Below are 13,947 nucleotides of genomic sequence, written 5' to 3'. Positions count from 1 at the left end.
CAGCACGTCGGCAAAACGCACGTTTAAAGACACATCGGCAAGAAAAAAACCGCCTCCCGTACCATTGGGAGACGGCTGTCATAGGTAGATTCGATTACAGATGGACATCGGGATCGAGCATCTGCGCACTCACACGCATGGATGACGCCAGATTTTGGAACGTCTCCAGGCGCAGGCTGTCGATCTGCCCGGCATCCTCGGCCTCGCGAACGGCGCAGCCCGGTTCGTGGGTATGCGTGCAGTCGCCAAACCGGCACGCACGCGACGCCTCGACGATCTCGGGAAACGCGCGTGCCAAGCCCCGCTCATGCCCCACGAGCGGCAGGCTGCGAAGGCCCGGCGCGTCAGCAATAACGCCGGCTTCGCCCGGCAGCGCCACCATCACGCGCGCGACCGTGGTGTGACGACCCTGGTCATCGCGCTCACGCACGCCGCCGGTCGCCAATGTATCGTGACCCAGCAGCGCGTTGAGCAGCGTCGATTTGCCGGCACCCGACTCGCCCAGGATCATGGCGCAGCTCCCGGCGGGCACGCAGACGCGCACCTCGTCCAGGCCACGGCCCTCGGCAGAAGATGTCACGATTACGCGCACGTCCGGACCCACCAGGCGGTGTACGCGGTCCAAATCGCGCTCGAGCTCATCGGTGTCGCAGCGGTCGGCCTTGGTGAGTACCACCACCGGCTCGGCATCGCAGTCGAGTGCCAGCACCAGCGAGCGCGCCACGCGGTCGAGCAGCACCTCGCCGGCGCCGAGCGCCTGCACGATCAGCACGCTATCCACGTTGGAGCAAAGCACCTGACGCTCACCGCGAGCGCGTCCGCGCCAGCGCTCAAAACTCGTGCGGCGCGGCAGCACGCACTCGATCACGCCCATGTCATGCCCGGGCGCACGGCGCACCGCCACGCGGTCGCCCACGGCGGGCAGCAGAACCTCATCCTCGCCACGCGACTTGGCAAACCCCACGGCATGCTCGGCACGAAAGGTGTCGTCGGCAGTCGCCACCAGCGGAAACCCGCGATCCAAGCGCACCACGGCACCAAGTTGCATCTGCTCGGGCTCCTCGGCCTGGGCACAAAAATCATCGAAGGCAGCCTGCTGAGCCCCATCGATCGGCAGGTCGTCGAACGCCGGAACATCCTGCAGCGCGTCGAGCCCCGGCACGCTTGCCAGCAGTTCCTCGGCAGACGCGGGGGCTTCGGTCGCGAGCTTCCGACGACGATCGCGCTTAGCCCGCGCCCCCGTCGTCTTTTTCTTCGCCTTAGCCTTCGCCTTGCCCACAAGCGCCTCCCAGCACCACAAATCACAACTGAGCAGGTATTTTACCCACAAAAAAGAGCTGGTCGAGCAAACGCTCGACCAGCTCACATACTTTCCCTTAGCCAATGGTCCCGAGAGGTTATCCGAAGGCCCGCCCGCCGGGAGGGGTTTCTTCTGAGCGATCCCGCAGCGCGAAGCGCGAGGACCAGCGAAGAAGAAACCCCGCAGGCGGTCGGACCGGTGGGAAGGTTGACCTTTCGACCTACTCCTTCTCGACCGCGCGCATGATCGCCTTGTAGATCTCCATCAGCGGGATGATCAGGAAGGCAAGGCCCAGCGCGGCGATAACGCCCTTGAGCTCAAGCGTCACGGGGCCAAAGAACATCTCGGCAAGCGTCGGCTGCACGGTTACGATCACCGTCAGCACCAGCGCCAGCGCGGCAGAGGCCCACAGCCACTTGTTCTGCTTCTTCATGCTAAACAGCGACGCACGACGGCTGCGCATATTGAAGCAGTGGAAAATCTCGACCATGTTGAGCGTGATGAAAGCCATCATCACGCCTTCCTCGTCGGCATTGCCGGCGATCATATCGGCGATGTGGATGTAGCCCATGTCAAAGTACACGCCCACAAAGAAGCTCGCCAGCACCAGCACAGTGATGATCAAGCCCTGGACCACGCAGTCCAGGCCCATATTGCCGGCAAAGACACCATCCTTGGCGTTGCGCGGCTTGCGCTTCATGATGTCGCCCTCGGCATCCTCCATGCCCAGCGCGAGCGCGGGGAAGCAGTCGGTGACCAGGTTCACCCACAGCAGCTGCACCGGCTGGAAGATGGTGAAGCCGATGAGCGTGGCGATAAACACCGAGAACACCTCGGCAAGGTTAGCCGAAAGCAGGAACTGGATGACCTTGCGGATGTTGTCGTAGATGCGACGGCCCTCTTCGCAGGCACCGATGATGGTGGCGAAGTTGTCGTCGGCGAGCACCATGTCGGCGACGTTCTTGGTGACGTCGGTGCCGGTGATGCCCATGCCAACGCCGATGTCGGCGCGCTTGATGGACGGGGCATCGTTGACGCCGTCGCCCGTCATGGCCACGATCTGGTCACGCGACTTCCAAGCCTCGACGATGCGGGTCTTGTGCTCGGGCTGGACGCGAGCGTACACGCCGTAGTCCTCGATGTGCGCGTCGAGCTCCTCGTCGCTCATGCGATCAAGATCGACACCGGTGATGGCATGGCTGCGATCGGTGACGATTCCCAGCTGTTTGGCAATGGCCACGGCGGTGTCGATATGGTCACCCGTGATCATGACGGTACGAATACCGGCATCGTGGGCCTCGCGGATGGCGTCGGCGACCTCGGGGCGGACAGGATCAATCATGCCGGATAGGCCGCAGAAGACCAGGTCGTGCTCGAGCGCAGCGGGGCTGCAGTCGCTCGGGACCTCGGTGTAAGTGCGGCTTGCCAGCGCCAGCACGCGCAGGGCCTCGTCGGCCATGGCCTTGTTGGCGGCCACGAGCTCGGCGCGACGCTCCTCGGTCAGCGGGACGACCTTTTCGCCCTCGTAGATATGGGTGCACAGGCCGATCACCACGTCGGGCGCGCCCTTGGTGTACTGCTCGTACTCGCCGTCCAGGGTCTCGACGACCACAGACATCATCTTACGGCCCGAGTCGAACGGGGCCTCGCCCACGCGCGGGTGCTCGGCAGTCAGGCCGGTGAGGCCCGCCTTGCCGGCATCGTTGACGAGCGCACACTCAGTCGGCTCGCCCACGGCCTCGCCCAACTCCTCGTCCCACTGGGCATCGGAGCACAGTGCCATACCGGCCAGGAACTTCTCCTTGGGCGCAGCGAGCTCGTGCTTGACGACGGTCATCTTGTTCTGGGTAAGGGTGCCGGTCTTGTCGGAGCAGATGGTCTGCGTGCAGCCGAGGGTCTCGACGGCAGAAAGCTTGCGGATAATCGCCTGGCGCTTGGCCATCTTGGTCACGCCGAGCGACAGCACGATGGTCACGACGGCGACCAGGCCCTCGGGGATGGCAGCGACGGCGAGCGAGACAGCGACCATAAAGGTGTCGAGCAGGGCGGTCGGGTCGGTAAGGACGTTGCCCACGCCGTGGCGGAGGATGTCAACGCCAAAGATCACGACGCAGATGATAATCACCATGATGGTGAGGATGCGGCTGAGCTCGGCGAGCTTCACTTGCAGCGGCGTGAGCTCTTCCTTGGCCTCGGCCAGGGCGCCGGCAATCTTGCCCATCTCGGTGTCCATGCCGGTGCCGACCACGACGGCGCGACCACGGCCGTACACAACGGTGGAACCCATATAGCACATGTTCTTGCGGTCGCCGAGCGGCACGTCATCGGTGCCCGCGGCGAGCTCGATCACGTTGGTATGCTTCTCGACGGGCACGGACTCGCCGGTAAGGGCGGCCTCTTCGATCTTCATCGTGGCGCTCTCGAGGACGCGGCAGTCGGCCGGAACGGAGTCGCCCGCCTCGAGCATGATCACGTCACCGGGCACGAGCTCGGCGCTCGGCAGGTGCACGAGCTTGCCGTCGCGCAGTACCTTGGACTGCGCCGCGCTCATCTCCTGCAGGGCCTCGAGGGCTTCTTCGCTCTTGGCTTCCTGGACCACGCCCAGCACCGAGTTGACGATAACGACGAACATGATAATGACGACATCGGCAAAGTCGGGCTCGCCCTTGACCATGCCCGTGAGCGCACTGATGACGGCGGCAACGATCAGCATGATGACCATGGGATCGGCCATCTGCTCAAAGAAACGCTTCCACAGCGGCGTCTTCTCGGCTTCCTCGAGCTTGTTAGGGCCTGTCTTAGCGAGGCGCGACGACGCCTCGTCGTCGCTCAGGCCGAGGTTCTCATCGACACCCTGGTCGCTGAGCACCTCCGCCGCGGCGGACAGGTATTCCTTTTGCATATAGAGTCCCCTCCTGGGATTCGGGCCACTCAGCAGATTGATGCCCGATCATAATTCCCAGGAGAAGGGCAAGGGCTCATCAAGGCTGCCGTGCTGAGCGGCAGTTGATAGTGGAGCTATGGTACCCCAAAGCAACGCGTCTAGCCAAAACAATCCATTTGGAAATATGGTCCATAAGCAACGGTGCAGGCCGTGTGATGCTCAACATTGATAAAACGTTTTTTCTTCGGCGCATCATCAAACTGAAATATCGCCCAGATAACAGCGGTTAGAACGGTTGGTAAAGTTTTTGCATATACCGTTTTTCCGCAAAAAATGAACTTCTAATTCGGCATACGGTCGATTTTTTGGGGTATTCGGTCGGCATTTCGTTATAATCAACACGGTTTTATTTCTTATGGTTTATCTATCAGCGCAAGACGATGTCAGATGGAGGTCTGAATGTACAAGCGCACTAAGATTGTATGCACCATGGGTCCCGCCTGCGATAGCGACGAGACCATCCGCGAGATGATCAAGGCGGGCATGAACGTCGCCCGTTTTAACTTCTCGCACGGATCCTACGACGAGCACCACGGTCGCATCGAGCGCGTCCGTCGTATTTCCAAGGAGCTCGGTATGCCCGTCGGCATCCTGCTCGACACCAAGGGCCCCGAGGTCCGCACCGGCCTTCTGGTCGATGGCAAGAAGGTTGCCGTCAAGACCGGCGACAAGATCGTCGTCACCGCTCAGCCCACGACCGAGGATTTCCACGGCACCGCTGAGCACATCTCCCTCGACTACCTGGCTCTGCCCTCCGAGGTCGAGAAGGGCTCCCTCATCCTGATCGATGACGGCCTGGTTGCCCTCGAGGTCGAGTCCGTCGACGGCCAGGACATGACCTGCGTCGTCAAGAACGACGGCCTGATCGGCGAGCGCAAGGGCGTCAACATGCCCAACGTCAACATCTCGCTGCCCGCTATCACCGAGCGCGATCGTCAGGACATCCTCTTTGGCCTGACCGAGAACATCGACTACATCGCCGCTTCCTTCATCCGTGACGGCGAGTCCGTCCGCGGCATCCGCAAGCTTTGCCGCGAGAACGGTGGCGAGCACGTGACGATCTTCCCGAAGATCGAGTGCGCCCTGGGCGTCGAGAACTTCGACGAGATCCTCGAGGCTTCCGACGGCATTATGGTCGCCCGTGGCGACCTGGGCATCGAGATCAAGCCCGAGCTCGTTCCCCACATCCAGAAGGAGATTATCGCCAAGTGCAACGCGGCCTACAAGCCCGTTATCACCGCTACGCAGATGCTCGACTCCATGCAGCAGAACCCGCGCCCGACGCGCGCCGAGGTTGCCGACGTTGCTAACGCCATCTACGACGGCACCGACGCCGTTATGCTCTCTGGCGAGTCCGCTGCCGGTAAGTACCCGGTCGAGGCCGTTAAGATGCAGGCCAGCATTGCTCTCGAGACCGAAAAGTACCTCCCGGCTCACGCTCCGCTCGAGGTTCCGGCTGACGCTCACGGCACCCGCGTTGTCAACAACGTTGTGGGTATGTCCGCTGTGAACATGGCCACCACCGTTGGCGCCAAGTGCATCACCGTGCCGACGACCACCGGTCGTACCGCTCGTCTGATCTCGCACTTCCGTCCCAACATGCCGATCTGCGCGTTCTCCCGCCACGAGTGGGCCGTCCAGCAGATGATCATGTACTGGGGCGTTATCCCGCACCAGGCCGAGATTACCCAGGGCACCGTCAACGGCACGATCGTCAAGGCGATCGAGACCGCTAAGGAGCTCGGCTACGTCGAGGCCGGCGACCTGACCGTCGCCACCGCTGGCGATCCCCGCATGAGCGTCCAGCTCGAGGACAAGGTCTCCTCGACCAACGTCGCTTACGTCGCTCAGGTGCGTTAAATCACACTTGCAAACACACTTGCATTGCAAAGGGCCCGGAAGGCTTCGCCTTCCGGGCCCTTTTTCTGTGCCAATGCCGGCGCACAGCAAAACACGCACTCATTTCTTTACCAAAAGTGCGAAATCCACCCTTCGAGGCCCATAAAATAAAGTCCCAAGCGCTAAAAGTGTTCGCCCGGTGGCAAACCCACACCTTAACCGACACTGCTAAATCGTTTTAGCAAGAGTCAGATCGACCTGGTTTTCGGAAGTGCGGGGAAAAATTGCTTACCTCCGAGTACAAGCCCTTTTATTTCAACAAAACCCCTGATAAAGTTGGCTCAAATACCGCTTGTGCTTTGCCTGTTTGTCTTTTTCCCCGCACTTCCGAAACCGATAGCTTTTCTAGCCCAAACTACGCTCAAACGATCGGATCGCTATGTCATTTCTTGCCTGCGGACCCACGGCTTTTCAGTACTATCGCATCCCGCCCCAGATACTGGGACTCTATCCGGCAATCCTGCCGCCCGACCATGACCATCGCTTGGTGCACTACTCAAAACAACCAGTATTTAAAGACTTGCTCGGCACACCAGTTTGGAGATTCGTGGGCGAAAGAAAACAGCGCGCGAACGGAAAGCTATTTCATAGCCGTCTGCTAACCCAAGAGCCGCCTCCTGGGTCGTTTAGGCAGACTGAGCATGGGTTTGATGTCACTTCACCGGAGTTCACGCTGCTCAGCCTTGCCACGCAGGTCTCACGCAGCCAGTTACTCATGGCTTGCTACGAGATGTGCGGCTCCTTTGCAGTGTTTAAGCCCTGCGAGCGAACGCAACAACAACTCGATGAAGCTATTTCGCTTAAGCTCATTCCGCCCAGCTGCGGCTGGGAGCGAGTTAACGACACCAAGGGCAATAACACCAGCTTGTGGAAGCGCACGCCGCTTCTTGCCGCAGCGGATATCGCCGCGTTCGCCAAGCAGGCCGCAGGCCTGCGCGGCGTTAAGCAGCTCCGCTGGGCCGCCGAACGCATGACAGGACAGACCGCCTCGCCCTTCGAAGTCCAGACGTCAATTCTCATCTCGCTCCCCCGCGATGAGGGCGGTCTGGGCATCGACATCACCAACAACGTGCGCATCCCACTCAGCGACGCCGCACGTTCGCTGTATGACAAAACCTGCTGCTACGCCGATATCCTCATCGAAAGCGCCACCGACAGCACGGGCGTCATCCTTGAATGCCAAGGCCGCTCCGCCCACGACAGCGAAGCCGCAAGCCTCTCCGATGCCGAGCGCGCCACCGCACTCACAAGCATGGGCTACGATGTCATCCAAATTACCTATGACCAGATCAAGGAGAAGAAGAGCTTCAACCACATAGCCGAGCTCATCCATAAAAAGGCTGGGCTTCCCTACACCCCAAAGACTAAACAGGAGTGCACTGCCGAAGATGCCCTGCGGCAAGAGCTACTTGTCGATTGGGTTGAGCTATTCACTGCCGGGCCGGCCAGCTAGCAGCTAGCAATCAGGGGCAGCGCAGACACATCGGGCGATTCGACACGGGCGGCAAAACCCGCCTCGGTTAGCTCGACGACCTCGGTAAACGTTGCATCGAAAAACTCCTCGGTTAGCAAGCGATACGGCGGATGATCGGGCTCGCCGGGGTTTTCGCGTACAATCTCGTGCATAACGCCGATGGTCTTGAGCACATACTCCTTATGGATGGGATACTGACCAAAACGCGTCGCCGCAGTATAGAGGCGATCGGTCGCGCGCGGAATCGAAACAATACCGAGCGTCTTGCCAAACCAGTCAAAGTCGCCTTGCTTTTTAATGCGGAATTCCTCGCACGGCTTGCCGCCGTGCGCCTCCAGGTACTGGTTCACGCGGGTGTTCCACACGGTATCGGCCACAAGGTGAGACCAAACGCCCAGCGTCAGATCGAGCAGCGACTGCGCCACATCTTCGGACGCAAGCGAAAACTCACAGGCGCCGGGGCCGGCAACCGGCTCGGCGTCCTTGTAACGTTGGGGATAATGCACCCGATTGAGTCGCTCGCGCTCCTCGGCGATCGAGGTCGCGGCAGCCGGCGTACCAACAGGCGCCCCTTTGAGCAGCGGCGCCACATAGGTATCCCAGAACTCGTGCTCGCGCGGCTTAGGGATAGGCTCGGGCTTGGCAAAGTGCGTAATGCGGTACGGGATGGGATCGGCGATGCCAGGGACCATATAGCCCACGAAGATATCCGGAACCACACAGCCAAACAAAAAGGCATTGCGGTCGCGCACGCTCTTGGCAAGCGCACCGGTGCGCTCCAGCAAACGCTCCGTCTGAGCGATATGAATGTTCCAGCTTGGCATAGCCACCCCCATAAAAACCTGGATAACTATACCATCACGGCAAAGCCGCGCGGGCGGCTACGCACGCTCTACGCAGCAACTAGTCCGTAGAACCGCTTTCGGTTCCATACGACGGCGAAGGCGCCACAACCACATGGTGATATCGATCGATATAGATGGCGCGGGCGCCCAGGCGTCGCACCAAATCCTGGTGATGTGTACTCATCAAGACCGTCTTACCCGCCGCGACGTAGGCCAGCAAGAAGTTGACCACGATGTCGCATGAATCCTCGTCGAGCCCATTGGTAGGCTCGTCGAGCACCAGGATATCGGGATTCATCGACACGACGGCGGCCAGCGCAACGCGCTTCTTTTGCCCGCCCGAGAGCTGATAGGGAGAGGCGTCGGCAAGGTCAGCAACCTGGAACAGCTCCATGGCATCGCGGACGCGGCGCTCGAGCTCGTCTGCCGGCAGCCCCATTTGAGCCGGGCCAAACGCGACTTCCTCGCCCACCGTGGCGCAAAAGAGCTGCGCATCGGCATTCTGGAACACAAAGCCCACGCGCTGATGAAAACGCTGAGCGGCCGCGGAATCCTTTAGAAACGCCGCATCGATCACGTGCCCGTCAAACAGGTATGCCCCTGCGTCCGCGAGTTCAAGGCCGTTGATAAGACGCATGATCGTCGTCTTGCCGCAGCCGTTAGGACCAAGCAGAGCAACGAGCTCCCCACGGTTCACCTGCAATGAAACGCCGTCGACCACCGTATGACCCGCATAGGAAAACACCACGTCGCGAAACTCGATGAGCGGCGTGGCCTCGGCACCGGCAGCACCGCTCGCACCCATCGCGCCATTCGTATCGTTTGCCAAAACGTCGCCCTTCCCTATTCACATCGACGGTTAAACCGCCCGCGCTACAGCACCGCGCACAACACGGCAAGCAGCACCACAACGGCCGCATAAACCGCATCGCGCCAGCCAAAGCCGCTCCGTGCAGGCGCCGGATACACGCCGGCGAAGCCGCGACACAGCATGGCCTCGTCCATCGCGCGGCTGCATTCCATCGCCTTGATAAACGTCATGCCCATGATACCCGCCAGCGAATCGGTGCGCGAAAAACCCGCAGGCGCGGAACCGACACTGCGCAGCATGACCGATTCGCACAGATCGTGCGCCGTGCGTCCCAGCACCTCGATATGCTTGAGTGCCATATCAAACGTAAAGATAACCTCGTCGGGCAGGCGCAGCATTTTGAGCGCCGCCGACATGCGGCTCCAGGTAAGCGTCCACGAAACGCCCAGCACCAGCGACACATTAATGAAGGTCTTGAGCGCGATCTTGAGCATGGCGCCCGTGGCAGACGCGCCCAGCAGCAGGGCAGGCAGTGCCAGAACCACCGCAAGCCCCGTGGCGCCGAGCGCCGGTACAAAGGTCGCACGCAGCCCGCGTGCGGGGCGCACCGCGACCAGCACCAACGCGATCGCCGCCATCAACATCAGGTACAGCGGGCTTTGCGTCAGGCACACGCACAGGACGCAGACGAACATCCCCACCAGGCGCACCGGAGCCGAAACGCAAGAAAGGGCGCGGTCGACCATCGACCCGCCCTCGTGCGCGCCTCCACCCAGGCGAACCCGCTCAAGCAGGCTCGCCAGGTGCAGGACATTCTTTTGCATCACACGATGCCGAGCCCCCGCGGGCTCGTAACGTTGCTCGACCGCAAGCCAGCTAGGCAGCTCGGCTATTGCCATGAGCACCGCTTTCCTTAACCGTCAGCGAGATCAGACGGAATGCGATGGTGAGCACCGCCACGCCAATCACGCCGGACAGGATATACATGGCAGCCTGACCGGCAAAGCCAAGACCCTGCTCCTCGGAATAGGCCTGCAGGTAATCACCCGTGGGCAGCGCGTCGGCAAAGGTCGGGGTATCGAGGCCGACCGAAGCCTGCAGGCTGTCGTCGCCAGCCTCCTGAACGGCGGTCGCGGCGCCCTCGGCGTCCCACTCACCCCAGGCGTCACCGGTGGCAAGCAAGCCGAGCGGCGTAGCCACGACAAGCACGGCGACCAGAATGAGCGTGGGGATCAGGGAAGTCTTCTTGGCGGTACCATCGGCGGCAAGCTGGCCATCGGCGGCTTCGGGGCCGACGATAATGCCCGGCGCCGTCTTCTTAATGAAACCGTAGATGGCGGCCGTTGCCACGCCCTCGATCACGCCGGCAACCAGCATATGCGGGATCAACATAGCCGGAATAGCCACGGACAGCGGGAAGGGGCAGTACAGCGGCGCGCCCGAGGCGTTGGTGAAGAGCATCGGCTGAATACCGAACTCGATCGCCGCGCAGAGGGCCGCTACGCACAGGCCGACCCAACCGCTCACGATGGCAGAAACCGAGGTGCCCCAGCTCTTGTCGTGCAGACGGCTGTTGAGCGCACGGAACACGATAGCAGCGACAAACGGCAGCACAAAGGCCATGTTAAAGCAGTTGGCACCAAACGACAGAACGCCACCGTCGCCAAACAGCAGCGCCTGCAGCGCCAGCGCGACCGAGACGGCAATGGCAGCAGCCTCGGGGCCTAGCAGCAGCGCGATGAGCGCGCCACCAACGGCGTGACCAGTGGTACCGCCGGGCAGCGGCACGTTGAACATCATGAGCAAGAAGGAGAATGCGGCGCAGATGCCCAGGAACGCCATGTGCTCGCGATCGAGCGTGGCGCGCACCTTCTTGATGCAGTGAACCCAAACGGGCACCATTGCCACCGCCATGACGGCATCGGTCTGCGGAGACAGATAATTATCTGGAATGTGCATGTACGCCTCCCGGTTATCGGCGCACGGAATTGCAACGCCGCTTAAATCACCTTAAGAGTGTTACGTATTGTTAGATTCGTAACACGCCGCGGGCTATCATAGCAAAACGGCGCACTGCCGACAAAGCAGCACGCCGTTATGTAATGCGCGTGTCATATATGCAGGCTCAGCGGTGTCTCATACCGAGCATAGCGGTCACGTAGGACTCAGCAGCAGCCACAGCTGACCTATACCCAGCGCAAATCCTAGCCGCGGACCTCGCCGTTTACGCCCTTGCACACCTTGGTGACGATCTTCTGGTGCGCCTTCTCGACCTCTTCGCTGGTGAGCGTGTGGTCGTCGGAGCGATACGTAAGCGCGAAGGCCATGGACTTTTTGCCCACGCCCACGCGGACCGGATCGCGATAGACGTCGAACAGACGCACGCCCTCGAGCAGCTTGCCGCCGGCGCTGGTAATGCGGCGCTCAAGATCCTCGCAGGTCACGGAGTTATCGACCACGATAGCCAGATCGTGCTCAACAGCCGGATACTGCGAGAACTCGCGGTAGTTCTCCTGATTGCGGGCGCCCTTGATCAGCTTGTCCAGGTCGAGCTCAAAGGCAACGACGACCTCATCGATGCCCATCGCCTCGCGCGCCTCGGGGTGGATCTCGCCGACCCAGCCCAGCACGGTACCGCCGGACAGAACCTCGGCGGCACGACCCGGCTGCAAGAAGGCATAGCCCTCGCCCTCGGCGGGACGGAAGCGGACCTTCTCGATACGCAGCTGGGCGAGCAGCTCCTCGACAATGCCCTTGCCAAAGAAGAAACGCAGCTTGCGGTACTTCATGCTCCAAGACTGCTCGCTCCACTGGCCCGAGAGCACGCCCGCCACGGACTTGGTCTCCTTGGGCAGGCTGGCATTCTCGCGGCCGTGGAACAGGCTGCCGACCTCGTACAGGTGCACGTTGGGCGTGCCGTGGGCCTCGTTATAGGCCACGGATTGCAGCAGGCCCGGCAGCAGCGAGCGACGCATCTCGGTCTGCTCGGCCACCAGCGGATTCATGAGCACCACGGGGCAGCCGCGGCCCTCGGTGGACATGCCGATCTTCTCCAGGTCGCCCGGGGCGGCAAAGCCAAAGGTCGTGGTCTCGTTGAGGCCGCAGGCGCGCAGGATCTCGCCGACCTTGCGGGTGAGCTTCTGCTCGCGGGTCAGACCGCCGATGTGGTTCTTGGCGGCCGGGATGGTCGCCGTCACGCGGCCCATGCCCCACAGGCGCAGGACCTCCTCAATCAGATCGATCTCGCGCGGCAGGTCGGGGCGGAAGCTCGGCGGAGTGACCATAAAGTCCTCGCCGTCGCGCTCGACGGTGCAGCCCAGGCGGGTGAGCGAACGCTCGATAAAGTCGGGCTCGATGTCGGCGCCGCAGATGGCATGCACGCGGGCCAGGCGCAGCTTGATGCTGTCGATGGTCTTGGGCGCGGGGAACACGTCGACGTAGCCGGGAGCGACCTCGCCGCCGGCGATCTCCTCGATCAGCGCGCAGGTAACGTTGGCGACATCCACGCAGCCGGTCTCATCGACCTGGCGCTCAAAACGGATGGAGGCGTCGGAGATCAGCGACAGATCGCGGCTGGTGTGCGAGGTGCGACCGGCGTTGAAGCAGGCACTCTCGACCATCACGTCGACGGTGTCATCCTCGATCTCGGAATCCATGCCGCCCATAACGCCGGCCAGCGCCACGGGACGCTCGCCGTCGGTGATGAGGCCCATGCCGGCGTCGAGCGTGCGCTCCTCGCCGTCGAGGGTCGTGAACTTCTCGTCCTGTTGGGCGGCGCGAACCACCACGCGGCGATGGCCATCGCGTTCGGCAAAGGTATCCAGGTCAAAGGCATGCAGCGGCTGACCGGTGAGCATCATCACATAGTTGGTGATGTCGACGATGTTGTTGTGCGGACGCACGCCCAGGGCGTTGAGGCGCTTGACCATCCAGTCGGGCGAGGGACCGACCTTCACGTTGCGCACGATGCGGGCGACATAGCGGTCGCACAGGCCCTCGTCGGCAATCTCGGCCGAAAGCTCGTCGTCGGTCGCGCGGCCAGTCTCCGCCTTGATGGCGGGCAGCTCAACATGGAAATCGCGGTCGAAGATGGCACCGGTCTCGCGGGCCATGCCAATCATGGACAGGCAGTCGGGACGGTTGGGCGTGATCTCGCAGTCGAGCACGGTATCGCTCGAGCCCACGTACTCGGCAAACGGCATGCCGCAGGGCGTATCCTCGGGCAGGATCATGATGCCGGAGTGATCGCCGCCCAGGCCGAGCTCGCGCGCAGAGCAGTTCATGCCCATGGACACGACGCCGCGAAGCTTGCTCTTCTTGATCTTAACGTCGCCGGGAAGCACAGCACCGATCATGGCCGTGACGATGTGGTCGCCGGCCTCAAAGTTCTGCGCGCCGCAGACGATCTGCAGCGGGGCGGGGTTGCCGTCGGCGTCGAGGTTCTTGTCGCCCACGTCGACCGAGCACACATACATGTGGTCGCTATCGGGGTGCGGGGTCTTGGTGAGCACCTTGGCAGTCACCACGTGGTCGAAGGACTCGCCCACGGTGTCGATCGCCTCGACCTCGGTACCGGTACGGATATATTCGTCCGAAAGGGTCTTGGGATCCTCCGGAATATCGATCATGGTCTTGAGCCAGTCGTAAGAAACTCTCACTTGATTACTCCTTATG

General features: G+C 61.8%; 9 protein-coding genes. 2 read left to right on the top strand and 7 right to left on the bottom strand.

What is annotated here, in order from left to right; genetic code table 11:
- Window positions 1-94: 94 nt before the first annotated feature.
- On the bottom strand, window positions 95-1,048 hold the full coding sequence (gene rsgA / locus DW823_RS05060) for a ribosome small subunit-dependent GTPase A (RefSeq protein WP_199574359.1): 954 nt from the start codon (window positions 1,046-1,048) through the stop codon (window positions 95-97).
- 472 nt (window positions 1,049-1,520) lie between these two features.
- A complete protein-coding gene (locus DW823_RS05055; RefSeq protein ID WP_118080788.1) occupies window positions 1,521-4,202 on the bottom strand; it encodes a cation-translocating P-type ATPase in 2,682 nt (893 codons plus the stop codon).
- A 441-nt stretch (window positions 4,203-4,643) separates the two neighbouring features.
- Here DW823_RS05055 and pyk point away from each other — a divergent pair, with 441 nt between their 5' ends.
- Window positions 4,644-6,104: a pyruvate kinase gene (gene pyk, locus DW823_RS05050; protein ID WP_118080786.1), complete on the top strand. Its 1,461-nt coding sequence runs from the start codon at window positions 4,644-4,646 to the stop codon at window positions 6,102-6,104.
- Window positions 6,105-6,858: 754 nt separating this feature from the next.
- A complete protein-coding gene (locus tag DW823_RS05045) occupies window positions 6,859-7,596 on the top strand; it encodes a hypothetical protein (protein ID WP_147350655.1) in 738 nt (245 codons plus the stop codon).
- Here DW823_RS05045 and DW823_RS05040 read toward each other — a convergent pair.
- From DW823_RS05040 to pheT, 5 genes are all read right to left on the bottom strand, one after another.
- Window positions 7,593-8,441: a hypothetical protein gene (locus DW823_RS05040; protein WP_118080782.1), complete on the bottom strand. Its 849-nt coding sequence runs from the start codon at window positions 8,439-8,441 to the stop codon at window positions 7,593-7,595. The two genes, DW823_RS05045 and DW823_RS05040, sit on opposite strands and share 4 nt — an antisense overlap.
- 79 nt (window positions 8,442-8,520) lie before the next feature.
- Window positions 8,521-9,291: an energy-coupling factor ABC transporter ATP-binding protein gene (locus DW823_RS05035; RefSeq protein WP_118080780.1), complete on the bottom strand. Its 771-nt coding sequence runs from the start codon at window positions 9,289-9,291 to the stop codon at window positions 8,521-8,523.
- A 44-nt stretch (window positions 9,292-9,335) separates the two neighbouring features.
- Window positions 9,336-10,172 (bottom strand): energy-coupling factor transporter transmembrane protein EcfT, encoded by an 837-nt coding sequence (locus DW823_RS05030; protein WP_118080778.1) that lies wholly within the window; start codon window positions 10,170-10,172, stop codon window positions 9,336-9,338.
- Window positions 10,150-11,232, bottom strand: a complete 1,083-nt coding sequence (gene cbiM / locus DW823_RS05025) for a cobalt transporter CbiM (RefSeq protein WP_118080776.1) — start codon at window positions 11,230-11,232, stop codon at window positions 10,150-10,152. Before cbiM ends, DW823_RS05030 begins: the two co-directional genes overlap by 23 nt.
- A gap of 245 nt (window positions 11,233-11,477) precedes the next feature.
- Window positions 11,478-13,931, bottom strand: coding sequence for a phenylalanine--tRNA ligase subunit beta (gene pheT / locus DW823_RS05020; RefSeq protein WP_118080774.1), 2,454 nt, complete (start codon window positions 13,929-13,931; stop codon window positions 11,478-11,480).
- Window positions 13,932-13,947: the final 16 nt, after the last annotated feature.

It is taken from the genome of Collinsella sp. AM34-10 (assembly GCF_003469185.1).
In the GTDB taxonomy this organism is placed as follows: domain Bacteria; phylum Actinomycetota; class Coriobacteriia; order Coriobacteriales; family Coriobacteriaceae; genus Collinsella.
This window is presented reverse-complemented; position numbering and strand designations above follow the sequence as displayed.

Bases quoted from the DNA above. Each gene is read 5' to 3' on its own strand.
- cbiM (WP_118080776.1), bottom strand. From the start codon at position 11,232: ATGCACATTCCAGATAATTATCTGTCTCCGCAGACCGATGCCGTCATG.
- DW823_RS05030 (WP_118080778.1), bottom strand. From the start codon at position 10,172: ATGGCAATAGCCGAGCTGCCTAGCTGGCTTGCGGTCGAGCAACGTTAC.
- rsgA (WP_199574359.1), bottom strand. From the start codon at position 1,048: ATGCAACTTGGTGCCGTGGTGCGCTTGGATCGCGGGTTTCCGCTGGTG.
- DW823_RS05055 (WP_118080788.1), bottom strand. From the start codon at position 4,202: ATGCAAAAGGAATACCTGTCCGCCGCGGCGGAGGTGCTCAGCGACCAG.
- DW823_RS05045 (WP_147350655.1), top strand. From the start codon at position 6,859: ATGGCTTGCTACGAGATGTGCGGCTCCTTTGCAGTGTTTAAGCCCTGC.
- DW823_RS05040 (WP_118080782.1), bottom strand. From the start codon at position 8,441: ATGCCAAGCTGGAACATTCATATCGCTCAGACGGAGCGTTTGCTGGAG.
- pyk (WP_118080786.1), top strand. From the start codon at position 4,644: ATGTACAAGCGCACTAAGATTGTATGCACCATGGGTCCCGCCTGCGAT.